This window comes from Dolichospermum planctonicum (assembly GCF_005402965.1).
GTDB lineage: Bacteria > Cyanobacteriota > Cyanobacteriia > Cyanobacteriales > Nostocaceae > Dolichospermum > Dolichospermum planctonicum.
In genome coordinates this window covers 1-24,370 of sequence record NZ_BJCF01000056.1, presented here as the reverse complement: position 1 = coordinate 24,370, position 24,370 = coordinate 1, and the positions used below count along the sequence as shown (strand labels likewise).

At 39.2% G+C, this 24,370-nt stretch carries 24 protein-coding genes, 1 tRNA gene and 1 pseudogene; 22 read left to right on the top strand and 4 right to left on the bottom strand.

From position 1 onward, the window contains the following. The 3 genes from FFO06_RS22125 to FFO06_RS18255 all read left to right on the top strand — a co-directional run. On the top strand, positions 1-318 hold a 318-nt coding region (locus tag FFO06_RS22125; protein WP_236097178.1), incomplete at its 5' end, for a hypothetical protein. A gap of 155 nt (positions 319-473) precedes the next feature. Next, positions 474-1,298: a nitrate ABC transporter ATP-binding protein gene (locus FFO06_RS18260; RefSeq protein WP_137909311.1), complete on the top strand. Its 825-nt coding sequence runs from the start codon at positions 474-476 to the stop codon at positions 1,296-1,298. Between the two features lie 204 nt (positions 1,299-1,502). Continuing rightward, the gene (locus tag FFO06_RS18255) at positions 1,503-2,378 is read left to right on the top strand and encodes a lipid kinase (RefSeq protein ID WP_137909310.1); all 876 of its coding nucleotides are present in this window, start codon (positions 1,503-1,505) and stop codon (positions 2,376-2,378) included. On the opposite strand, the gene FFO06_RS22380 is transcribed toward FFO06_RS18255, so the two are convergent. Continuing rightward, a complete protein-coding gene (locus tag FFO06_RS22380; RefSeq protein WP_268904632.1) occupies positions 2,345-2,467 on the bottom strand; it encodes a hypothetical protein in 123 nt (40 codons plus the stop codon). The genes FFO06_RS18255 and FFO06_RS22380 overlap by 34 nt on opposite strands. Before the next feature lie 112 nt (positions 2,468-2,579). On the opposite strand from FFO06_RS22380, the gene FFO06_RS18250 reads away from it, so the two are divergent. The 7 genes from FFO06_RS18250 (at position 2,580) to FFO06_RS18220 (ending at position 10,128) form a co-directional block, all read left to right on the top strand. After that, positions 2,580-3,185: an exopolysaccharide biosynthesis protein gene (locus FFO06_RS18250; RefSeq protein ID WP_137909309.1), complete on the top strand. Its 606-nt coding sequence runs from the start codon at positions 2,580-2,582 to the stop codon at positions 3,183-3,185. A gap of 420 nt (positions 3,186-3,605) precedes the next feature. After that, positions 3,606-5,204, top strand: a complete 1,599-nt coding sequence (locus FFO06_RS18245; RefSeq protein WP_137909308.1) for an Hsp70 family protein — start codon at positions 3,606-3,608, stop codon at positions 5,202-5,204. 234 nt (positions 5,205-5,438) lie between these two features. Next, entirely contained in the window at positions 5,439-6,482 is a 1,044-nt protein-coding gene (gene pstS, locus FFO06_RS18240) for a phosphate ABC transporter substrate-binding protein PstS (protein WP_137909307.1), read from the top strand. A 185-nt stretch (positions 6,483-6,667) separates the two neighbouring features. Continuing rightward, positions 6,668-7,660: a phosphate ABC transporter permease subunit PstC gene (gene pstC / locus FFO06_RS18235; RefSeq protein ID WP_137909306.1), complete on the top strand. Its 993-nt coding sequence runs from the start codon at positions 6,668-6,670 to the stop codon at positions 7,658-7,660. A gap of 92 nt (positions 7,661-7,752) precedes the next feature. After that, a complete protein-coding gene (gene pstA / locus FFO06_RS18230; protein ID WP_137909305.1) occupies positions 7,753-8,643 on the top strand; it encodes a phosphate ABC transporter permease PstA in 891 nt (296 codons plus the stop codon). 21 nt (positions 8,644-8,664) lie between these two features. After that, complete coding sequence (gene pstB / locus FFO06_RS18225; RefSeq protein WP_137909304.1) at positions 8,665-9,444, top strand: phosphate ABC transporter ATP-binding protein PstB; 780 nt, start codon at positions 8,665-8,667, stop codon at positions 9,442-9,444. 87 nt (positions 9,445-9,531) lie between these two features. After that, positions 9,532-10,128, top strand: a complete 597-nt coding sequence (locus FFO06_RS18220; RefSeq protein WP_137909303.1) for a chromophore lyase CpcT/CpeT — start codon at positions 9,532-9,534, stop codon at positions 10,126-10,128. Here the strand turns inward: FFO06_RS18220 and FFO06_RS22640 are convergent. After that, on the bottom strand, positions 10,112-10,306 hold the full coding sequence (locus FFO06_RS22640; protein WP_370743992.1) for a hypothetical protein: 195 nt from the start codon (positions 10,304-10,306) through the stop codon (positions 10,112-10,114). The genes FFO06_RS18220 and FFO06_RS22640 overlap by 17 nt on opposite strands. Here FFO06_RS22640 and FFO06_RS18215 point away from each other — a divergent pair. Both FFO06_RS18215 and FFO06_RS18210 read left to right on the top strand, forming a co-directional pair. Next, a tRNA-Cys gene (locus tag FFO06_RS18215) sits at positions 10,262-10,332 on the top strand. The genes FFO06_RS22640 and FFO06_RS18215 overlap by 45 nt on opposite strands. 124 nt (positions 10,333-10,456) lie before the next feature. Next, positions 10,457-11,236: an FkbM family methyltransferase gene (locus FFO06_RS18210; protein WP_201275487.1), complete on the top strand. Its 780-nt coding sequence runs from the start codon at positions 10,457-10,459 to the stop codon at positions 11,234-11,236. 154 nt (positions 11,237-11,390) lie between these two features. Here the strand turns inward: FFO06_RS18210 and gnd are convergent, their stop codons facing one another. Next, entirely contained in the window at positions 11,391-12,821 is a 1,431-nt protein-coding gene (gene gnd, locus FFO06_RS18205) for an NADP-dependent phosphogluconate dehydrogenase (protein ID WP_137909302.1), read from the bottom strand. A gap of 471 nt (positions 12,822-13,292) precedes the next feature. Between gnd and FFO06_RS22635 the strand changes: the two genes are divergently transcribed. Continuing rightward, positions 13,293-14,237, top strand: coding sequence for a Ycf66 family protein (locus FFO06_RS22635; protein WP_137909301.1), 945 nt, complete (start codon positions 13,293-13,295; stop codon positions 14,235-14,237). A 69-nt stretch (positions 14,238-14,306) separates the two neighbouring features. Here FFO06_RS22635 and FFO06_RS18195 read toward each other — a convergent pair whose 3' ends face one another. After that, on the bottom strand, positions 14,307-15,404 hold the full coding sequence (locus tag FFO06_RS18195; RefSeq protein ID WP_137909300.1) for a phosphotransacetylase family protein: 1,098 nt from the start codon (positions 15,402-15,404) through the stop codon (positions 14,307-14,309). A 336-nt stretch (positions 15,405-15,740) separates the two neighbouring features. Between FFO06_RS18195 and FFO06_RS18190 the strand changes: the two genes are divergently transcribed. The 9 genes and pseudogenes from FFO06_RS18190 to FFO06_RS18145 form a co-directional block, all read left to right on the top strand. After that, positions 15,741-15,953: a hypothetical protein gene (locus FFO06_RS18190; RefSeq protein WP_137909299.1), complete on the top strand. Its 213-nt coding sequence runs from the start codon at positions 15,741-15,743 to the stop codon at positions 15,951-15,953. Between the two features lie 107 nt (positions 15,954-16,060). After that, positions 16,061-16,885 (top strand): Rpn family recombination-promoting nuclease/putative transposase, encoded by an 825-nt coding sequence (locus tag FFO06_RS18185; protein ID WP_137909298.1) that lies wholly within the window; start codon positions 16,061-16,063, stop codon positions 16,883-16,885. Positions 16,886-17,114: 229 nt separating this feature from the next. Continuing rightward, positions 17,115-17,591, top strand: coding sequence for a DUF29 domain-containing protein (locus FFO06_RS18180; protein WP_137909297.1), 477 nt, complete (start codon positions 17,115-17,117; stop codon positions 17,589-17,591). A gap of 291 nt (positions 17,592-17,882) precedes the next feature. Further along, positions 17,883-19,172, top strand: coding sequence for a glucose-1-phosphate adenylyltransferase (locus FFO06_RS18175; protein ID WP_137909296.1), 1,290 nt, complete (start codon positions 17,883-17,885; stop codon positions 19,170-19,172). Between the two features lie 61 nt (positions 19,173-19,233). Further along, a complete protein-coding gene (locus FFO06_RS18170; RefSeq protein ID WP_137909295.1) occupies positions 19,234-19,743 on the top strand; it encodes an AAA family ATPase in 510 nt (169 codons plus the stop codon). Positions 19,744-19,859: 116 nt separating this feature from the next. Continuing rightward, positions 19,860-20,843: a DnaJ C-terminal domain-containing protein gene (locus FFO06_RS18165; protein WP_137909294.1), complete on the top strand. Its 984-nt coding sequence runs from the start codon at positions 19,860-19,862 to the stop codon at positions 20,841-20,843. Between the two features lie 542 nt (positions 20,844-21,385). Next, entirely contained in the window at positions 21,386-22,459 is a 1,074-nt protein-coding gene (locus tag FFO06_RS18160; protein ID WP_137909293.1) for a hypothetical protein, read from the top strand. 158 nt (positions 22,460-22,617) lie between these two features. Next, positions 22,618-23,682: a hypothetical protein gene (locus FFO06_RS21250; protein ID WP_162501211.1), complete on the top strand. Its 1,065-nt coding sequence runs from the start codon at positions 22,618-22,620 to the stop codon at positions 23,680-23,682. 72 nt (positions 23,683-23,754) lie between these two features. Next, positions 23,755-24,023: pseudogene (locus FFO06_RS18145) on the top strand (DnaJ C-terminal domain-containing protein); the annotation flags it as partial. Positions 24,024-24,370 lie beyond the last annotated feature (347 nt).

The following is a 24,370-nucleotide window of genomic DNA, read 5'->3' as shown; positions in this document are numbered from 1 at the left end:
TGGGGTGGACATCCTGTCCGCCCAAAAATCCAGGAAAATCAAAATCTTGTGGGGTGGACATCCTGTCCGCCCAAAAATCCAGGAAAATCAAAATCTTGTGGGGTGGACATCCTGTCCGCCCAAAAATTCAGGAAAATCAAAATCTTGTGGGGTGGACATCCTGTCCGCCCAAAAATCCAGGAAAATCAAAATCTTGTGGGGTGGACAGGACGGGCAAGATGCCCATCCCACAAAACTAACAAAATCATCTTTTCTCGCCCATCCCACAAAACTAACAAAATCATCTTTTCTCGTTCCCATATTCTGTATGGAAATTAATTACGGAAGGATCTGCCTTCGATTATACTTCAATTACACCAGAGGCAGAGCCTCTTGACAGCATTCCCAGCCTGAGACTGGGAACGAGATATCCCACAAAACTCATAAAATCATCTTTTTTCGTTTGCACGAAACCTTCTACCAATTACTAAACAATGCAAAACCTCAAAACCACCAAGACAATTAACCGTCAACCCTTCCTACAAATTAAAGAAGTTTGTAAAGTTTATCCCACTAAAAAAGGACCATTTACCGTTCTTGATGGTGTTAATCTCAACGTTGAACAAGGTGAATTTATTTGCGTTATTGGCCATTCTGGTTGCGGTAAATCAACGTTATTAAACATGGTTTCTGGTTTTAATTTTCCCACCACTGGACAAGTTTTATTAGAAGGACAACCAATTACTAAACCAGGTCCAGATAGAATGGTGGTATTTCAAAACTATGCGTTATTACCTTGGAGAACAGCTTTTGAAAATATTTATTTAGCTGTAAATGCAGTTTATCCAACTAAGCCAGAAGCAGAAAAAAGGGCTATTGTCAGAGAACATTTAGCTATGGTGGGTTTAGGGGACGCAATGGAAAAAAAACCCATGCAAATGTCTGGAGGAATGAGACAAAGGGTATCTATTGCCAGGGCTTTAGCTATTCGTCCCAAAGTCCTAATTTTAGATGAACCTTTTGGGGCGTTAGATGCAATTACCAAGGAAGAATTACAAGAGGAATTGTTGAAAATTTGGGGTGATAATCGTTGTACAGTTTTGATGATTACCCATGATATTGATGAAGCTTTATTTTTGGCGGATAAGTTAGTCATGATGACCAATGGACCCCATGCAAAAATTGGGGAAGTGATGGAAATTCCTTTTTCTCGGCCTAGAGATAGAGCCAGAATTATGGAAGATCCGCAATATTATCAATTGCGAAATTATGCCTTAGATTTCTTGTTTAACCGTTTCGCTCATGATGATGTCGGTTAGTTACGTAGTCATGTAGGTTGGTTTGAGAAAACCCAACCTACGGAAATAAAGTATATAGGGTGCGTTAACATCGCTAAAAAATGATAAAATGGGGCTATTAAATTAAATACGCGATATAACGCACCAAGTTTATGAGAAATAATCCCATAGATTCAGGAGCGTTTTTATTGTAACCTGATGAATTGTGATTAAAGGAAATTACTAATGAGTACCCGCGCCCTATTGTTAGTAAATCGTAATTCTCGTCAAGGACAAGAACGGTACCAAGAAGTAATAAATTGTTTAAATCGCCTGGGTTTAACAATAATTGCAGAATCTACCGAAGATGCTACACAATTAGGTAAATTTATTCGCCACTATCAAGAGGAAATAGATTTAGTAATTATCGGTGGTGGTGATGGTACACTTAATGCTGCCATAGAGGCAATAATTGAGACTCAATTACCTTTGGGAATTTTACCTTTAGGAACTGCTAACGATTTAGCAAGAACTTTGGCTATTCCCAATTCTCTACCGGAAGCTTGTAAAATTATCGCAGCCGGAAAGTTACGACGAATTGATTTAGGTTGGGTGAATAATAAGTATTTCTTTAATGTTGCTAGTTTAGGGTTGAGTGTGAATATTACTCAACAATTGACTAAAGAAATTAAACGCCGTTGGGGTATATTTGCCTATGCTGTTATTGCGTTGCAAGTAATTTGGAAATCTCGTCCTTTTAGTGCAGAAATTCGCATCAATGACCAATCATTTTTAGTGAAAACTGTACAGATTGCTGTGGGTAATGGCCGTTATTATGGTGGTGGTATGGCTGTAGTTCATGATGCTGCTATAGATGACCAAAGACTGGATCTTTATAGTTTGGAAATGGATCATTGGTGGCAAATTCTCCCCCTACTTCCAGCCATGCGTCGAGGGCGACATATTCAATGGCCAAATGTCCGCGCCCTTTATGGTCAGGAAATTACAGTATATACCCGCAAACCCCATTCTATTAATACTGATGGAGAAATCACAACCTATACTCCTGCTATTTTTCGGGTGATTCCTCAAGCGATCGCTATTTTCGTTCCTGATGTATAATCTTGACTATGATTTATCTGATTGACATGATTTACTTGATCATATTTTAACACGCAGTTAGGGATTTTCACTTCTGAATTTTGCTGCATATTGATAACATTACAATCATCATCACAAAAATTATCTCAATCATAGTTATGATTTATTCGATGATACCTGAAATCATCATCACAAAAATCATCTCAACCTTGAATCATAGCTATGAATCTACGGTTTTCTCAAGAAATTAAATCTCTACTGCAACGCTTAAGCGAACAACCTCTGACTTTAGGTGATATTCTCTTAGAAACGTCAGAACGGGGTTTTATCCTGGTAATTACATTATTGGTATTACCCTTTTTGTTTCCCATGCCACCGGGATTAAGCAGTCCCATGGGCGGTGCTTGCTTGTTATTATCCCTGCAAATGGTTTTAGGCAGAAGAACACCTTGGCTACCGAAAAAAATCGCTAACTATCAATTTCCTAACGCTTTCGCCCAAATTATTTTACAAAATTTGCGCCGGGTTACTAGAATTTTGGAAAAAATTGCCCGTCCCCGATTCCAGAAATTGGCTAATCATCCTTGGATTTGGCGATTTAACGGGCTGTGTATCTCTTGGTTGACAATATTGTTGATTTCTCCCGTTCCCTTCACTAATCCTATCCCAACCGTGGGGATTTTACTTCTGGCAGTTGCTACCATTGAATCGGATGGGTTACTCATGTGTATTAGCTATGTTGTCACTCTTTTAATTACGCTACTGTTTGGTTTTATTGGTTATGCTGCATGGTTAGCACCCAATTTGTTGCCTTCTATTTTCAAATGAAATATTTGATCTTTCTGGTGAAAAGTTGTTAAAATAACCACCAAAAATTAAAAAAATCCCCTCAACTAACTAAAAGCTGAGGGTCATGGTTTAATTAAGGTGCATCTACTGTTACAGTATCCACTAGTTCTTCTCATCTACCCGGATAATTATAGTGGGAATTTTATCTAATTTTATCTAATTTTATCTGATATAGTTTGATAAGCTGTTACGCACCTAAATTGTATAATCCTAAAATGGTTAAATCTTGTAGAGTGGGTATACTTTGACCCTTCAACTAGCTCAGGGCATTGCCAGATCAGTACAACTCTTGCCCGCCAAATTTATACAAATTAAATACACAACAGCTGAGTCGGGAATATTCCCTATTCTCTATTTCCTGAAATAATATAAAATTATAAAATATACTATTATAATAATATGGCGATCGCTATTGATTTTGGGACAAGTAATACAGTCATCACTCGTTGGAACCCAGTCACCCAACAACCAGAAACCCTCAAGTTACCTGGTTTGTCAACAAAACAGCATCTTAACCCCCCATTAATTCCCAGTTTAGTGTACATAGAAAATGCCAGCTTAGGTAAAATTATAGCAGGTCAGCAGGTACGCGATCGCGGTTTGGACATGAAAACTGATACCAGATTTTTCCGAAACTTTAAACGGGGAATTGGTGCAGATATCCAAGGGTTTTTACCCGAACTTGATGATGAAAATATTACTTTTGAACTAGTGGGAAAATGGTTTTTAACTCAAGTAATTACCGAATTAGCCATCATCGAAGGAAGTATAGATTCCTTGGTTTTGACCGCACCAGTAGACAGTTTTGAAGCTTATCGTCACTGGTTAGGCAAAGTTTGTCAATCACTACCAGTAGAACAGATACGGATGTTAGATGAACCCACCGCAGCGGCTTTAGGGTACGGTTTAACAGATAAAGGAACTTTATTAGTTGTTGACTTTGGTGGTGGAACATTAGACTTGTCTTTAGTCAGCTTAGATAAAGGAACACCAGCCAAAAACAAACCCCTGGGATTTCTGCTCAAATGGGGTGAAAGAAATTTGAGTGAAGATTCTAAACAAAAAACGAAAACAGCCCGCGTTTTGGCGAAAGCAGGGCAAAATCTGGGGGGAACTGATATTGATAACTGGATAGTAGATTATTTTGCGAAAAGCCAAGGACTACCAGTGAGTTCATTGACCGCGCGGTTAGCAGAAAAGGTAAAAATTCAGCTATCAACTCAAGATCAAGTTACTGAAGTTTATTTTGATGATCAGACTTTTACAAGTTATGAAATGAACCTGAATCGTGATACGCTAGAAAATATTTTACGGGAAAACGGATTTTTTGCTCAACTGGATAGTGTGATGATGACGCTATTACAACAAGGACAAAATTACGGTATAGAAATTGATGATATTAATACAGTATTATTAGTTGGTGGAACGGTGCAATTACCAATAATACAGACATGGATACAACAATATTTTAACCCAGAAAAAATCCGTCGTCAATTGCCTTTTGAAGCTATTGCTCACGGAGCATTACAAATAACTCAAGGAATAGAAATTAAAGACTATCTTTATCATAGTTATGGTGTGCGTTATTGGGATCGTCGTCATCAACGTCATCATTGGCATCCTATCATTAAAACCGGACAAACTTACCCCATGACTCAACCAGTAGAATTAACTTTGGGCGCTTCTGTAGAAAATCAACCGAGTATTGAATTAATTATTGGAGAACTAGGAATACAAAGCGGTGCAACAGAGGTATATTTTGATGGAGATAGATTGATTACTCGTCAGCTTGATAGTCCAGCAACCATCGTCAAACCATTGAATGATAACACAGAAGCCAGTAAAATTGCTAAACTTACACCACCTGGTTTCCCTGGCAGTGATCGTATTAAAATCTACTTTCAGGTTGATGAACAAAGGTTTTTAAGAATGACTATTGAAGACTTATTAACAAATAGTATTTTAGTAGAAAATCAACTTGTAGCACAATTAAGTTAAAATTTTCACTTAATTTAAACTTAAAATTTACCACGATGATAAATAAATCATCAGATGGGTTATTTTTTAGTTTCTACATTTATTGATTTTACTGATTGATTTTACTAGCATAATTTTAAACATAGCTTAAACTTTTCTTTACCTATATTTAATATATCCTTAACCATAGGCAATCACCCTTAGTTCAAGATGTAATTGGCTTTAGCCAGGTATCTCTAAAAATTAAGAGGCAGTATGACTTTTTTAGCCAGTGTTTTGATGAATCGTGTTATTACTACTTCGCTATTAACAGGGGCTGTTGCGTTAAGTCCAGTCTTGAGTAAAATAGCATCAGCTCAGACTTTGAACGGTGCAGGAGCAACATTTCCCGCTCCTCTTTACGAAAGATATGCCCGTGAAGTTAGGAAAAAATATCCTGATTTGAAAGTTAATTACCAAGCCATTGGTAGTGGTGGTGGTATTCGTCAAACCATTGCGGGAACTGTAGACTTTGGTGCTAGTGATGCAGCCATGAAAGATGATGAGATTGGTAAAGTTAAAAATGGTGTCATCTTAGTACCTACTGCTGGTGGTGCTGTTTCCGTTGTTTATAATGTACCTGGTGTCAACAACCTCAGATTATCTCGGACTACATTACCAGATATTTTCTCTGGAAAAATTACTAACTGGAGTGACGCGAAAATTAAAGCGGATAACCCTGGTGTAAATCTACCAAATCAACCAATTAAATTTGTGGTTCGCGCTGATGGTAGTGGTACAACATTCATTTTTACTAACCATTTAAGTTCTATTAGCGGTTATTTCAAAGGTAGAATTGGTGCTAATACTGCTCCTAGATGGACTTTACCAAACGCCCTCAAAGGTAAAGGAAATCCAGGGGTAGCTGCATTGGTGAAAAGCAATCCCGGATCTATTGGTTATGTTGAATATGACTATGCTACCAAAAACAATCTAAAATCGGCGGAATTGCAAAACAAGAAAAGACAATTTGTCGCTCCTTCCTTAGCATCTGCTAACTCAGCTTTATCAAATGTAACTTTTCCCGACAACTACCGCGTTTTTATTGGAGACCCAGAACAAGGTTATCCTATTGTTGGTTTAACTTGGATGATGGTTTACAAACAGTATTCTAATCCTACTAAAGCTGATGCAATTAAAAAATGGATTAACTGGGTTCTCAAAGACGGTCAACAATATAATGATGACCTCAACTACACTAAAATTCCCAGTGATGTTGTCAATCGTGTATTAAAGACTGTAAATAGCACTGTCAAGTAATTTTTTACACACAGTTATAAGTAGCACACCCCACCCTTTCCTTGTCAAGGGGAGGGAATAATCTCTTCCTAAAGCATTGGGGAGACTGGGGGGAGTAATATCACTAACTAAAACTTTGCAAATACCCTGTTTTAAATACCCTATAAAATGTATATTCCTTTTATTTCCTCCACCTGTTATTAATTATGACTAATTTCTTTGAAGAACGGGATAAGAATTCACTGAGTTTAAATAATGGAAATATTGATTTAATATCGATCAGTGGTATTAACTTCTGGTTCGATAGAGGATTTACCTGGCTGGTGTATATTTTTGCTGGTATTACTGTAGCCATTCTATTTGTGATGACTTGGGTAATTTTTCAGCAAGCACAACCGGCTATTGGTCAATTCGGACTGGGCTTTTTATGGAGTCAAGATTGGGATACAGGTAATCAAATTTTCGGCGCGTTGCCCTATATTTATGGAACACTGGTAAGTAGTACGATCGCCATCTTACTAGCTGTACCCGTGGGTATATCCATAGCTTTAGTAACTAGTGAGGACTTCTTACCCATTCCGGTTAAAAGTACCCTCGCTTTTGTGGTAGAACTAATTGCAGCTATCCCCAGTGTAATTATTGGTTTATGGGGAATTTTTGTATTTATTCCTGTCATAAAACCTTTGGAAAAATGGTTAGGTGGCACTTTTGCATTCATACCACTATTTAATACCGAAGATCCAGCGGGAAATAATATGTTGACAGCGGGAATTATTCTCTCCATTATGATTTTACCCACAATGGCAGCTATTTCTCGTGATGTAATGTTGGTCATTCCTAAGGATTTACGTAGTTCATCTATGGCCTTGGGGGGAACTCGTTGGGAAACAATTTTTCGGGTGTTATTACCAGCAGGATTTTCCGGGTTAGTAAGTGCGGCTATGTTGTCTCTTGGTAGGGCTTTAGGGGAAACAATGGCAGTAACCATGGTAATTGGTAATTACGCTCAAATAAAACTATCTTTACTTGATCCAGCATACACAATCCCCGCCGTTTTAGCTAATGAATTTGCCGAAGCTGAACCAGGATTACATATTGGTTCGTTAAGCTATTTAGGCTTAATTTTATTTGCGTTAACTCTAGCTGTCAATATTGGGGCTGTTTTATTAGTTAAATGGGTTGGTAAAAAGAATAGATGAAAGGAGTCAAGAAGAAGAAAGAATGAAAATTTCTGTCTAAAATCTAAAATCTCCAAAATCCAAAATCCAAAATCCAAAATCTAAAGTTAATTATGAGTGATTCTTTCAATTCCCGAATAAATCAAATAGATCAATCCATAGCATCGGAATTATGCAAGCCCTTACCTACCAGTAGACAAGTATTTACATACTTAATGAACGGACTGGCCTTTGGTTTAACTGCATTAGCACTTCTACCATTATTGTCCATATTGTGGGAAATTTTGCACAGGGGACTTTCTGGCTTTAGGTTGGAGATGTTATTTAGTCCATTAATTGAAAATGGCTTTGCCAATGCTATTCTTGGTACTATACTCATGGTCAGCATTGGTGCATTATTCAGTATTCCTGTGGGGGTAATGACGGGAATTTTCTTAGCGGAATTTAGTCAAACCAACCCAGTCGCTCAATATGTTAGATTTATTACTAGCATTATCACGGGTGTACCTTCAATTGTGGTGGGGATGTTCGCTTATGGTGTGATTGTTTTAATAACTAAGCAATTTAGCGCCATTGCTGGGGGTTTTGCTTTAGCTGTGATCATGCTACCAGTGATAGTATTGACAACAGAAGAGGCTTTAAAGTTAATTCCTATACCTCAGCGTCTCGCATCCGCCGCTTTAGGGGGGACTCGCTTCCAAACTACTTTTCGCGTGATTATTAGTGCTGCTATTCCCGGAATTACTACGGGTATCTCCTTGGCCATAGCTCGCGCTGCTGGTGAAACCGCACCACTAATTTTTACCGCTTTATTTAGTCAAAATTGGTCAGATAGTTTATTCAGTCCCACTGCTTCGTTACCAGTATTGATTTTTAATCTTTATAATAATCCTGACCCAGCAGTAAACCAATTAGTTTGGACTACTTCTATCATTCTTCTGACCATAGTGCTATTTTTTAGCTTGATATCTCGCTTAATCTCTCAGAAAAGTAAAGCCAATTAAAAACGTTTCTTGCATTAAATTATGAGTAATCTAACCACAGCGATCAAAGTCAAAAATCTTAGCTTTTACTACGGCAACTATAAAGCTATTCAAGGGATATCATTGGATATCTATAAAAACCAAGTTACCGCACTAATTGGTCCTAGTGGTTGTGGTAAATCTACATTCATCAAAACTATTAATCGCATTAGTGAATTAGAAGGAAAAGTCAAAGTTGAAGGTAGTATCGAATTTTTTGGTCAAAACATCTATGACCCTCGCATTAATATCAATCGTCTGCGTCGGGAAATTGGCATGGTATTCCAAAAACCAAACCCTTTTCCCATGAGTATTTATGAAAATATTGCTTACGGCGTAAAAATTGCCGGCCGATGTCCGAAAGTAGAATTAGATGAAATTGTGGAATCCGCGCTTAAAGGTGCCGCCCTCTGGGATGAGGTCAAAGATAAACTAAAACAATCTGCTTTTGGGCTTTCTGGTGGACAACAGCAGCGTCTTTGTATCGCTAGAGCTTTAGCAGTCAAACCCAAGGTGTTACTCATGGATGAACCTTGTTCAGCCCTCGATCCCATTGCTACCATGAAAGTGGAAGACTTAATTCACAAATTGCGAACAGAATTTACGATTGTCATTGTCACCCATAATATGCAGCAAGCAACCCGTGTTTCTGATTTCACGGGATTTTTCAGTACCGATGAAAGTCGCATCGGTCAAATGGTAGAATTTGGTGCTACCAGTCAAATCTTTGGTAGTCCCTTAGATGCTCGTACCCGTGACTATGTTTCTGGACGTTTTGGTTAAATACGGATAAACTCAATACAAGATGTAGCTTGAGCCTCATCAGGATTTAAAATCATAAGCATTCCTCATGCAAAATCCAAAATTAGTATGACTCATTCTACAGATATTACCACCTTAGCACGGTGGATGGCGGCCGATTTTAGCAATCAAGCCCAAGTTTTCGAGAATCCGGCTTTTTTTGCCCATATTCGTGTATGTATGCGTCCCCTGAATTGGGAGGTATTATCAGGGGTGAGTTTGTTTGTAGAACAAGCTTACGACTATATGCTGAATAAACCCTACCGCGTGCGGGTATTACATCTGACGACGGTAGGGGATAAAATCCACATTGAAAACTATACAGTCAAAGCAGAAAAAGACTTTTACGGTGCTTCTCGTGATTTACCCCGGTTACAAACTTTAACAAGCGATCGCCTAGAAAAGCTTTCTGGTTGTAACATGATTGTAGAATGGACTGGCAGCCAATTCAAAGGCACAGTCGAACCAGGAAAAGGCTGCATTGTCATCCGTGACGGGCAAAGAACCTATTTGGATAGTGATTTTGAAATTGATGGTGAAAGGTTCATCAGCCGCGACAGAGGGCGAAATCCTGAAACAGATGAGCATATTTGGGGTTCGGTCGCTGGTCCTTTTTACTTCCTGCGGTGGGGGAATTTTGCCCAAGAAGTCAAATTAAATCCTTAAAATCCAATACTGGACAGGCTTTCAGTCTGTCCAGTCTGTGAAAAAAATTCATAATCAAAAGCATAATTAAAAAAATTTCTCCCAAATAGTGCAAATTGAAAAAAATAGTGCTATCATAGGTAATCGTAGGCGCGGCGACATAGCCAAGTGGTAAGGCAAGGGTCTGCAAAACCTTCACCCCCGGTTCAAATCCGGGTGTCGCCTTTGGAAAAAAATAAGAAAATAATTAATATCCGGTATATATAGTGTTATAGTGTTTTTGCAGGCATTATTTAAGTTTAGAAGTTTTATGCGAAGTGTAATTCGATAAACTCGTCTTTCTAATGGGATGAAAATATTGTGTTTACAAAAAGATGAAGCACAATTAATGTATCAGGAAGTTCAGAATTATTTAAAATATGGTATTGGGTTAAATCAAGGAGATACAGTTTTTGATGTTGGTGCAAATATTGGATTATTTGCACTTTATTTATCACATAAATTTAATCAGAAAATAAATATTTATGCTTTTGAACCTATCCCTGATATTTTTGAAGTTCTCAATAAAAACATTCAACGTTTTAGCTTAAAAAATGTTAAAGAATTTGCTTGTGGACTTTCTCAAAAAGCTGGAAATGTAAAATTTACTTATTATCCAAATATGACCTTAGGTTCTACAGCCTATCCCATTACACAACAAGCGGAAATAGATAAACTTCAATCAATATCTATAGCTAATTTTAAACATTTTCCTGCTCCTCTTTCCTGGTTACGATATTTACCAGAGTCTTTATTTTCACGTCTTATCAATTGGAAATTAACCGCTGCTTTTCAAGGAAAAGAAGTTAACTGTCAATTGAAAACAATATCACAAATTATTCGTGAGCAGCAAATTGAGCAAATTGATTTACTGAAAATTGATGTAGAGAAAAGTGAAATGGATGTGCTATTAGGTATTGAAATAGAAGATTGGTCAAAAATAAAGCAAGTTTTTGTAGAAGTACATGATATAGATTTCCGTTTAGAAAAAATTGAACATTGTTTAAAAGACAAAGGATTTAAAAACATTAAAATTGAACAAGAACCTATCCTCAATGGTTCTGATATTTTTAGTGTGTATGCTTGGTAAAAAAAGCGGTTAAAAACCAAATTTACTAAAATAGCGATAGAAAAGTATTTCTTTTCTCCAATTCTTACAAATTAGGGCGGAGAAACCCCGCCCTATAGACAATTTTGCTGAAATAAACAGCAAGAATTAAAGTGAAACCTTAACTAAAAGTATCTTACTTCTTAGCCTCAGCAATGGGAACCCATTCAGTGTGGAAAGTTCCTTCCTTGTCAGTCCGTTTGTAAGTATGAGCGCCGAAATAGTCCCGTTGTGCTTGAGTTAAGTTTTGTGGCAAGCGATCGCGGCGGTAACTATCGAAGTAATCTAGAGAAGCACTGAAAGCTGGAACAGGAATACCCAACTTAGCCGCAGTCACAATTACTTCCCGCCAAGCCGCTTGTCTATCCAGAATTGTTTGCTTAAATTCAGGCGCTAACAACAAGTTAGGTAAAGCTGGATTTTCGTCAAAAGCCTTCTTAATCTTATTCAAGAAACCAGCCCGAATAATACAACCACCCTTCCAAATTCGAGCCATTTCGCCCAAATTCAATTCCCAATTGTAAGTTTTAGAAGCTGTAGACAACAGCGCCATACCTTGAGCATAGGAGCAGATTTTAGAACAATAGAGAGCATCCCGCACCATGTTTACAAAAGCGGCAATATCGCCACCATACTTAGCATTAGGTCCAGTGATAATCTTAGAAGCAGCAATGCGTTCATCTCTAATAGAAGACAGAATCCGGGCATTTACCGCTGCTGTAATTGTCGGAATCGCTACACCCAATTCTAAAGCAGTTTGTACAGTCCAACGACCAGTACCCTTTTGACCCGCAGCGTCAACAATTAAATCAACGAGGGGAATCTTGGTTTCTGGGTCAACATAGGGGAAAATATTCGCTGTAATCTCAATCAAAAATGAATTGAGTTCGTCAGTTGTATTCCATTGAGAAAATACCTCATGGAGTTGTGCTGCATTTAAACCAGCCACATTTTTCAGTAAATCGTACGCTTCTGCAATTAACTGCATATCACCGTACTCAATACCATTGTGAACCATTTTTACATAATGTCCAGAACCACCAGGACCAATGTAAGTGACACAAGGACCATCATCAACTTGAGCCGCGATTTTATTGAAAATCGGGGATAGATACTCATAAGAGCTTTTTGTTCCACCGGGCATGAGAGAAGGACCATTTAAAGCTCCTTCTTCACCACCACTCACACCCATACCAATATAACGTAAACCAGTGGGTTCTAATTCTTGAGTGCGTCTTTCTGTATCTTCAAACCAAGAATTACCACCGTCAATAATAATATCACCCTCTTGTAGTAAAGGCTTAAGCTGTTGAATTACCGCATCAACAGGCTTACCAGCTTGTACCATCACCAAAATTTTCCGAGGACGTTCCAATGAGGCGACAAATTGTTCTAAGCTAAAAGCAGCCCTAACGTTCCGTCCTTGGGCGCGGTACGCCATAAAGGCATCGGTTTTTTCACGAGAGCGGTTGTAAACTGCAATTGGAAAGCCATTTCTTTCAACGTTAAGAGCGATATTTTCGCCCATAACAGCTAATCCAATCACACCAAAGCTTTGTAGTGTCATAGTTTGTGTTCAAATCTTTTGTTTGGGTTTGGCTCTTTCTCTTGCAGATCCTTTCTCTTTAAGGGTAGTCCGAGATTTTCGCTTCACTCCTAAAGAAGATATTAAGAGTTTCTCAAGAATTTCCCAAAATTACGACCAATATCAATAATTATTTTCATTTTGTATTTAAGTCAACAAATTAGTGACAAATTAGTGACAAAATTTGCAAAATTAAAATACATAGTGCAAGGAAAGGCAAGAGGCAAGAGGCAATAAAAATTAAATATCCTTATCCTATCCCCTATTTTCTTTATTATCTCTTCCCTCTCCCCCGTCCCCCGTCCCCTCTTCCCCCGTCCCCCGTCCCCCGTCCCCCGTCACCTCTTCCCCGTCCCCTCTTCCCTGTCACCTGTCACCTGTCCCCTGTCACCTGTCCCCTGTCACCTCTTCCCTGTTCCCTTTCTTTCATGAAATAGTAAGGAGTATTAAAAAATGCTGGCCTATTTTATAGCGTTGGTAGTCGCTTTTGGTAGTTTAGCCATTTACCTATCAGCCTTCTTTTTTCCAGAAATCCATCGCCAGAATGATTTTATCTGGAGTGGAGTTGGGTTATTCTACGCCTTGGTACTATGGATTTTTGCACCTGGAATTAGTGGAGGGCTGTTACTGGGTCATATAGCCAGTGTGGCACTGTTAGTATGGTTTGTGTCACAAACTCTCTCATTACGGCGACAGTTGGCCCCCGAAGAACAGCAAACTCCTTTACCCAGTCCTGAGCTAATTAAAATTAGTTTCCAAGAACAAATGTCAAAGTTTTCTGTGAAAGAGAAATTTCGACAATTATCCGCATTCATTGGTAGTGTGTTTAGTGGTGCAAAAGGAAAGCCGTCACAGACTGTAAATCAACAGCCAGTTATCAAAACTACTCAAGAGATTTTACAGCCAGGTACAACTCAAGCAACTCAACCCTCAAAATTACCAGATGAGTCGCTAAATGTCACCCCAGCAATTGTAACTCAAGCTTTATCAGAGGAGACTTTTTCTCCATCACCTGTTTTAGAAACGGTAGAACTAGCACCAACAGCACCAGTTATTCAGCCGCAAGAAGAACAGGTAATTCCGACAACAGAAAGACCTGCGACAGCCGAAACTCAAAATCTATCAGAAATAACTCAAATTGAAGTATTTGTTTCAGAATCACTGATAGCAGCAGAAACTGAAACTCTGGTAGAGATAGTTCAGACTGAGGTATTTGTTTTAGAAGCAGAAACTAAGGATGCTGCCACTGAACTAAAAGTAAGTTCCCCAAATCCAGTGACATCGGAGTTATTAACCACAGAAGCAACTCAAAACCCTGCCATGAACGTTGAGGAAGTTCAACCAGACGGGGAAGCATTACCAGAAAAAATCCCATTCAATAAACCAGAGGAGGAGTAATTGAGGGGATTTACGCTGCTGATTCCCATAAATCAAGGGAAGCTGGGCAATTTATGATAGTAGGGGCAACTACAGGGGGTTTGTCCCTGCTGGATTAAATCCCAATTGGGATAATAAACGATCAATATCAAAATGCTCAGACATAAGAGAGCGAATACACTCTATTTTAATTGGTTCATGGACGCGAACCTGACCAAAGCTGCGGTCAATGATTTCTACTGTGGTCAGAGTATCCAGATCCACGGATAAAATCGGGATTTCTAGCTCTTCGGCCCGGTTAAGGATAAATGCAGGAGGTGGTAGTTGTCCAGTCAGAATCAGACATTGAGTAGATGTTTCTAAGGCTGCTTGTTGAATTTCCACCCGGTCCCCCCCAGTCACTACCGCCATATTCTGACGTTTGCGGAAGTATTTCACAGCAGAGTTGACATTCATTGCCCCAATGGCTAGACTTTGGACTAATAAATCTAGGCGATCGCTTCGACAGAGAACTTCAGCGTTTAACTGCTTAACTAATTCGCCCACACTCACACTGCGAAGGATATCGCTTTTGGGTAATGTTGCTAGTACAGCAATATCCTGTTTTTCCAAGAATGGACGCAACAGGGTTTGTACTAACTCTGATTTTTCTTCAGGTACTTCATTAATTACGACACCCATTAACCGTTTACCCAATCGCTGTTTAGCAGACAACAACCCTTCAATAGAAGTTAGTGATTGATAACGGCTAATTAAGAGTACAGGAGCATCTAATTTTTCTGCTAGTTCCAGTAAGGATAATCCAAATAAATTTCCTTCTGATAAGTTTGCAGGTCCTTCTAATAAGACCAAATTGTTCTTTGGTATTTGTGAATACTTCTCTACTAGTAACTGTTGATAGTTGGTTGTGTCTTCTCCCTGTAAGCGTTTCTGGACGGTAATTTCATCTAAAGACAATAAGGTGGGAGCAATACGGTTGTCTGGAAGGTTCAGGTTATGAGTAATAAACTGGACATCTTCCTCAACTACTGTTCCTGTTGGTGTCTTGACAAAATTACCCAAAGGCTTACCATAAGCAATATCCAACCCATGAAGTTTTAGCTGATGAGACAAACCTAAAACCGTTGCAGATTTGCCACTGTAAGCTTCAACTGATCCAACCAGCAAGTATTTAGCAAGTGTTGGCACGTATGCACTCCTAATTTCAAAAGTTTGTACAACTCAGCTAGGTGTCTATCAATTTTAGTGCTTTCTGGTGGCAGGTAAATAGCTTGATTCAATCTTAATTGCCCCAATCTTAAAAATTAAATGGGAATAAATCTAGCTGTGGTAGCTATTGTAGCGATTTTGATCAAGATAAAAATATCTGTTTAAATAAATAATTTATGCTTTTTGGCATACAACAGCGATTATATGGAAGCTTTGATTTCTTCTGATGTCATTATGATCTGAATTTGCTTCGTAATCAGTAATCCGAGGCTTGATAGATACTGTACAATAAATTATGTAGCTGGCTAATAAAATATGCAAGATACCCTGACTATTACCATTAATCCAGAACTAAAAGCAGCACTTTTAGAAATTACTCAAGCTGAAGGTATATCTCCTGATAGTTTCATTGGTAAAGCTATTGAGGATTATATTTTTACCCACACATTCCGCGCTTTGCGTTCTTATTTGATGGCAAAGAATCAAACAGGTTATACCGATGAGGAAATTTTTGAGATAATTTTATGAAGCTAGTTCTAGATACTAATGTTCTGATTCAGAAAATATTAGACAGAGTTTTCTAAATACATAGTTATTCAGCGAGTATTTCATAAAATAATCTTGGAGGAGTAGTTATGTCCACAAAATATTTTAATCCTTATACAGATTTCGGTTTTAAGAAACTATTCGGAGAAGAAGGCAGTAAAGATCTACTCATGGATTTTCTCAACCAACTTCTACCAATACATCATCAAATTCAACAATTAACCTTTAAAAATCCGGAAAATCTAGCTGATACCATAGCAGAACGTAAAGCCATATTTGATATTTACTGCGAAAGTAAAACTGGTGATAAGTTTATTGTGGAAATGCAAAAAGCAAAAATCAAGAATTTCAAAGATAGAGCTTTATTCTATTCCACATTCCCCATTCGTGAACAATCAGAAAAAGGCGATTGGAATTTCTTTTTACTACCCGTCTATTTTATCGCCATTTTAGATTTCGAGTATGACGAAAATATAACATCTAAATTTAGGCGCGATGTGTGTCTAAAGGATCAAGATGGTGATATTTTCTTTGATAAGTTAAACTTTAAATTTTTACAAATGCCATTATTTAATAAACAAGAAAATGAATTAATAACGCATTTTGATAAATGGCTGTATTTTTTGAAGAACTTAGAAAGTTTTAATCATATACCCGTGATATTAAATGAACCAATATTTCAGAAAGGGTTTGAAATAGCGGAAATATCTCACTTAAATGTGGAGCAGTATGAACAATATAAGAAGAGTTTAGTGCAGTATTTAGAAGTGAAAAATGTATTTGATACAGCCTTTGAAGAAGGTGAGAAGTCCGGTATTGAGAAAGTTGCTAAAGCTTTGAAAGAGCAAAATATAGCCATAGAAATTATTGCAGAATCAACTGGCTTATCTTATGAAACTATTAAAAGAATTTGAGCGAATAATGCCAATTGATAGACTTGGCGATCGCATTACTGACTTTAACCCCACGGAAGGCGATCGCTCTCAGCTTTGAGTTAATTTCAGGGAGCGATCGCATTCTGTTGGTATATGATTCTCTATGAAGTTAGGCTAAATAGCTATATTCCGTGACTTGTGGGAAGTCCTAATAGTTCATCAACAAATTAAGCTAAAATAAAATAAATAGCAAAATCCTCACCAGTATATGGTTACATCAACACAAACCACAACTCAAACCTTATACGACCAAGACTATTACCTGTGGATAAGAACAACCATTAACCAACTTCGCACAGGACAATTTTCTGCTGTTGATTTAGAGAATTTATTAGAAGAATTAGAAACTATAAGTAGAAGTGAGAAGCGAGCAATTGAAAGTTTATTAACTAAGTTGCTTGTACATCTACTAAAACTCAAATGTTGGGATAGTGAAAGAGAACGTAATCAAGGACATTGGCTAGGAGAAATTAGGACATTTCGCAACCAGATTAAGAAATCTCTTAAAGATAGTCCAAGTTTAAAACCTTACATTTTAGAAATATTTGACCAATGTTATCAAGATGCTAGATTAGAAGCATCAGATCGTTCTCAACTTCCCCTTGATATCTTCCCTCTTATCCCCATTGCTTCACTAGCACAAATTTTAGATGATTGGTTGCCAATCGAAAAAAATCAAGGCTGAAATTTTTTTCCTCTTTCCCTGACCTCAGATTTGAGAGCCAAACTAAAATCAAAGCTAAAATCAAAACGACATTGTACTAAAGAGATTTAATGCTGACCGCTGACCGCTGAAAGCTGCTGTACGTAATTTATATCCTGGATAGAACCGTCATTATAGTACATAAGTTCTACATTTTCCCATTAACTCCCACTTGAAAATTCATCCCTAAGATTCTTTGCTTTTATCTTTATCAGTTGCTACATAGAGTCCTAAACTGTAGATGAGAGTTGAAAAGCAGTCGGGAGAAATTTTGTGAAAAAAGTTTTAGCAATCATTCTTGGTGGGGGTGCGGGTACTCGGCTTTATCCGTTAACCAAGCTTCGCGCCAAACCAGCAGTACCAGTAGCCGGGAAGTATCGCTTAATAGATATTCCCGTTAGCAACTGCATCAATTCGGAAATATTCAAAATCTATGTCCTCACTCAATTTAACTCAGCCTCCCTGAATCGTCACATTGCTCGTGCTTACAACTTTAGTGGGTTTAGCGATGGATTTGTAGAAGTGTTAGCCGCACAACAAACCCCAGAAAACCCCAACTGGTTTCAAGGTACGGCTGATGCTGTGCGTCAGTATATCTGGATGTTACAGGATTGGGATGTAGAGGAATTTCTGATTCTCTCCGGTGATCATCTCTACCGTATGGATTACCGTCAGTTTATCAAGCGTCATAGAGATACAAATGCGGATATTACACTTTCCGTAATTCCCATGGATGATCGTCGGGCTTCGGATTTTGGCTTAATGAAAATTAATCAAGCCGGGAGAGTAATTGACTTTAGCGAAAAACCCAAAGGGGAAGCCTTAGCGCAAATGCGTGTTGATACTACCATATTAGGATTAACGCCAGAACAAGCTCAATTACAGCCATATATCGCCTCCATGGGGATTTATGTCTTTAAAAAAGATGTTTTGATTAAATTGCTAAAAGAATCTTTAGAACGGACTGACTTTGGTAAAGAAATTATTCCCGACGCAGCTAAGGATTATAACGTTCAAGCCTTCTTATTTGATGATTATTGGGAAGATATTGGGACAATTGAATCTTTTTATGAAGCCAATTTAGCCCTCACCAAGCAACCCCTCCCTCCCTTTAGCTTCTACGATGAAGCAGCACCAATTTATACCCGCGCTCGTTATCTACCACCCTCTAAACTATTGAATTGCCAAATCACAGAATCTATGATTGGTGAAGGTTGTATCTTGAAAGATTGCCGGATTCAACATTCAGTTTTAGGAGTGCGATCGCGCATAGAATCAGGAACTACAATTGAAGAAACCCTGATCATGGGTGCTGACTATTATCAGCCATTTGTAGAGAGACAATGCAGCCTAGAAGAAAATGATATTCCCGTCGGTATTGGTACAGACACCATTATTCGTCGTGCCATCATTGATAAAAATGCCCGCATTGGTCACGATGTGAAAATCATCAATAAAGACAACGTCCAAGAAGCAGAACGGGAAAAACAAGGCTTTTACATTCGTAGTGGCATTGTCGTCGTTCTCAAAAACGCTGTCATTCCCCATGGAACAATCATCTAGTTATTCAGTTGTTCGTTATTTGACTAATGACTAATGACTAATGACTAATGACTAATGACTAATGACTAAATTAATTTTGCTGATTGGTCTTCCTGGTAGCGGTAAATCAACCTTAGCAAAACAACTATTAACAGAATGCTCCCAGATGCAGCTAATTTCCACAGATGCCATCCGGGGGCAAATTTTTGGTTCTGAAGCAATTCAAGGGGCTTGGCCGCTAATTTGGCGGGAAATAGAACGACAATTTCAACAAGCCATAACCTTGGATCAAGGAGTGATTTTCGATGCTACCAACGCCCAAAGGAAAAATCGTCGAGCAGTGATTACCCTAGCCCGTGATTTTGGCTTGACTCATATTACCGGAATTTGGCTTAGAACCCCAATCTGGCTATGTTTAGCCCGAAATCAAAGACGAATTCGTCAAGTTCCCGAAGACATCATTTTCCGAATGCACCGCCAAATCCGGGATGCCCCCCCCAGCTTAGAAGAAGGAATAGATGAGTTGATTTCTTGTTCACAATGGCAAGAGTGCGGGAATTGCCCTGGTACATTCGGCAAAAACCACACTTAACTTTGGGAACTTTTTGTTAATTTAATATTTAGACTCTTTTCGGCATTAGACCAAGAAAACAGTAGATCTCATATTTTAGAAAAAACATAACCTAAATTTCCACAGGAGGCTAGTAAATGGCTGCAACGGACTTTAAAGACTATTATGCAATTTTAGGAATTACTAAAACCGCCACATCGGAAGAAATTAAACAGGCTTTTCGCAAATTAGCCCGTAAATATCATCCTGATGTTAACCCCAACAACAAACAGGCCGAAGCAAAATTCAAAGAAGTGAATGAAGCCTACGAAGTCTTATCAGACCCAGATAAACGCAAAAAATACGACCAATTTGGTCAATATTGGAAACAAGCCGGTCAAGGTTTCCCCTCCGGTGGTCCTGGTGCCGATATGGGCGGCTTTGACTTCGGACAATACGGCAGTTTTAATGACTTCTTAAATGAATTATTTGGTGGCGCTGGTCCTCGCAGTGGACGACAAACCGCCACAGATTCTACCTCCACTGGGAGAACAGGTGGTAGATATGGGGGTTTTAACGATTTTTCTTTTCAAGACGCTGCTAGAACACAAGACACAGAAGCAGTAATTACTTTAACTTTAGGCGAAGCATTTGCCGGTGTCGAGAAACGATTTAGTTTAGGAACTGAAACTATTGATGTGCGTATCCCCGCTGGTGCTAAAGCTGGTACTCGCTTACGGATTAAGGGAAAAGGCCAAATTAACCATCAAACGCAACAACGGGGGGATTTATACTTGAAAGTAGAATTACAACCCCATTCCTTTTTCCAAATGGAAGGTGATCATCTGGTCTGCGAAGTCTTCATTACCCCTGATGAAGCTACATTAGGAGCAGCTATTGATGTTCCCACCCCCGACGGTCATGTTAATGTCAAATTACCAGCAGGAGTTCGTTCTGGTCAATCTCTACGCCTACGTGGTAAAGGTTGGCCGCTAACTAAGGGTGGACGTGGTGATCAATTGGTCAAAGTAGCGATCGCTCCGCCAAAAGACCTCAATCCCCAAGAACGGGAATACTATGAGAAAATCAGGGCTATCCGTACCTATAACCCCCGCAGCCATTTAGCACAAGTTAAATTGTAAAGATTGTTTACAATATTCCCCATAAAAATGAGCTAAAATCGTCATTTTGTCTCCCCTGTTAATAATTCAGAGTCGTGAAAACTCTCGAAAATGCTTCACTTCCTACCTTATGGGATCTAGCCACAGCATAACAGGGCATTTTATTTCTGAGAACACCCCTATTCAAAAATATATACTTACTTTCTCATGATCTATCTTTTTTTAAAGTTAGGTTCATGGTATAATGGCGGGCAATTGATGATCGCATTTATTTGCGTACTGACATCAATTGTTGTCTTTTTTATCGATATTGCAGTTTACCGATTCCGAGTCACACCGGGGAAAATAGCTTCAGGGCATTTGCCCAGAAAACTATTAACTCTATATAGATTTTCGGCGTTGCTGAAACCAAGTATGAATTTATGTGTAGAGCCGAAAATACCTAGCCAGGTCACGTCTCCACTACAAAGGGTTGAATATCATTAAAAATAATGTTCATACATCAAATCAGCAACGCCAGATTTTCGCCACCGCATAACAAACATCTTGTGAGGAGTGATATTTTGAGCAGTAAAAAACATTCTGTTAGACCAGGGAATCATTGGAAGCAGTTGATCTACTTGGGTTTATGGCTAACCCTACCAACCTTGTTCCTGACCACAGCCATTTCAGTTAATTCCGCATCTGCCGCAGATGACATAATAACTGAAAACCAGAACAGTGAATTAAGCACCGATAAAACTGCAAAAGCTAATTCTGTAACCGATACCAAACAGGTAGTCGCCGCCGCAGAATTAGAAAAAACAGTGGCATCTGTTCCTGAGCAAAACCAACCACAGCTAATTGCACAAACTGGAGACGGTAATCCGGATGATGTTAATAAAATCCGCGAGGATTTACTAATTGAACCCCTGATTAAGCTCAAAGTAGCACCAGATCCTAAGCCAACCTACCCACCTGGACTCAGTTTTGCTGGAGCGAGTGCCTTCGGAGCTAACATGAGTGACGCATTTGTAGGATTATCAGCGGCAACCGCTGGTAATAGGGGTAACTCTATAAATGACATAGACGCGAGTACCAGCCTCGGTTTTGGTTTAGGTAATTCCCAAAAACTAGTTGGTCTGGAATTATCGTTCAACAATGGTAGTGTCAAAAACTTTGGTTCTAATGGAACCTTTGACCTCAAAGCTCACCGCATTGTCTACGCTAAAGAAACCAATCAAATTGCTGTAGCTGCTGGCTGGAAAGCCTTTGCTCAGTATCAGACCAAGAACAGTAGTGAAGAAATCAGACCTTCCAGCCTCTATGGTGTGGTAACAAGTTACTCCCTTTTAAAACCTAATGATCCTGTGAATAAAATGCCCGTCTCATTCTCCCTGGGCGTTGGAGGTGGGGACTTTAGGCAAGGTAACGCCAGTACTGGTGTATTTGCTGGAGCGGGTGTGCAAGTTCACCCCCAAGTCGGTGTGGGCTTAGGTTGGAGTGGAGTTGGCTTAAACCTTGGTGCTTCCTTCGTACCTGTGCCTACTTTACCCTTAACAATTACAGTCCAAGGTGCGGATCTTACTGATAACAGCGTAGGTGGCACAACATTTGCGTTAAGCATAGGTTATGGTTTCAATTTCTTGCCTAAATAAATAGAGCTTGCTGATAGGGTAGCATGGCGTTAGCCATATAATATAACCTAAAAACCTTAGATATAAGGATTCTCAGAGATATTAAAGTCAAAAAAAGTGCAGGGAATCAGGGACGATAGCATCAATTGTCAAACAGTTCTATATTTTAGATAATCATCATGTTGAAAACCAGAAATCTCATTTTTACCCTCAGCTTGAGTCCTCTACTGTCATTTGCTTGGCAGTTACCAAACCAAGCCCAGAGTTCCAGTCCCAGTAAAGGTACAGCTGGTGTTGATGCTGGCGCTGCTACTGGTGCTTCACAAACTAGTGGTTTTTCCACACCAACAGGAACAACACAAGGAACAACACAAGCAACAACACAAGCAACAACACAAGCAACAACACAAGCAACAACAACGGAGGGAACTCCTGTAACCATTCCTATAATACCTGGTGTTAAAATCACCATTTTAACTGGTGTTTCCACGGACGGCAAGCTGTCGCTGGCTACAACTACAGGTGGTGACACAACTGCAACAGTTGCACCTACAGCAGCGACCGTAGAATCAACTTCATCTAGCCTCACTGTCATAGATGGTGAAACGGGAAAGACTGTTGTGCTCATCCTTGCCGCACAAAACCAGGTTGAAATCAATCAGTTGGGTGCCGTTATTATTCAGAATGTTAACAGTATAACAGGTGGTACAACAGGTGGTACAACAGGTGGTACAACAGGTGGTACAACAGGTGGTACAACAGGTGGTACAACAGGTGGTACAACAGGTGGTACAACAGGTGGTACAACAGGTGGTACAACAGGAAGTGTTGATGCTGCTGACATTACTACGCTATTGACAGGTGGTGCTGATGCACAACAGGCTGCGACTAACGTAACAAACGGCTTCATTGCTGGGGGTATTACCCTGGAACGAGCAACAGCACTAGTCACAGCCCTAACTGGTTTGTTTGCTTCTAATACTGGCTCCCTGCCAAATCAGCCCCTAGCCCTAGCAACATCAGGACAGCTAGTAGCCAGCACCAAACCTTTTAAACCGGTTACTATCATTGCTCAAGGCAGCGCTGGCATAAGTGTCAATATCAATAAGCTAAACGACGCTATTGTTGCCTACAACTCAATTATCCTGCAAAGTCAACCGCAAGCTGTTAAGAATCTCTCTCGCAATGGCGGTTTCGTCGGCATTGGTGGCATACTCAAACAATTGAGAACTGTGATCAAATAACCTTTAATTACGCAAACGCAACTCCAAACAATACCTGGGAGTTGCTGAATTGTAGTAGGTGACGGAGCTTGCGAAGCTACATTAGGAGCAGCTATTGATGTTCCCAACCCCAATGGTCATGTTAATGTCAAATTACCAGCAGGAGTTCGTTCTGGTCAATCTCAGCGCCTACGTGGTAAAGGTTGGCCGCTAACTAAGGGTGGACGTGGTGATCAATTGGTCAAAGTAGCGATCGCGCTCCGCCAAAAGACCTCAATCCCCAAGAACGGGAATACTATGAGAAAATCAGGGCTATCCGTACCTATAACCCCCGCAGCCATTTAGCACAAGTTAAATTGTAAAGATTGTTTACAATATTCCCCATAAAAATGAGCTAAAATTGTCATTTTGTCTCCCCTGTTAATAATTCAGAGTCGTGAAAACTCTCGAAAATGCTTCACTTCCTACCTTATGGAATCTAGCCACAGCATAGGCATTTTATTTCTGAGAACACCCCTATTCAAAAATATATACTTACTTTCTCATGATCTATCTTTTTTTAAAGTTAGGTTCATGGTATAACCCACATTCCGCACCCTGAACTGTCACAGATCAAAAAAGCAGAGATAGTAGTACATAATAACTAACGATCAATTAAAGAGAAATAAGCTTAATGAGAATACATATCATTAAAAGGGGGGTGGTGTGA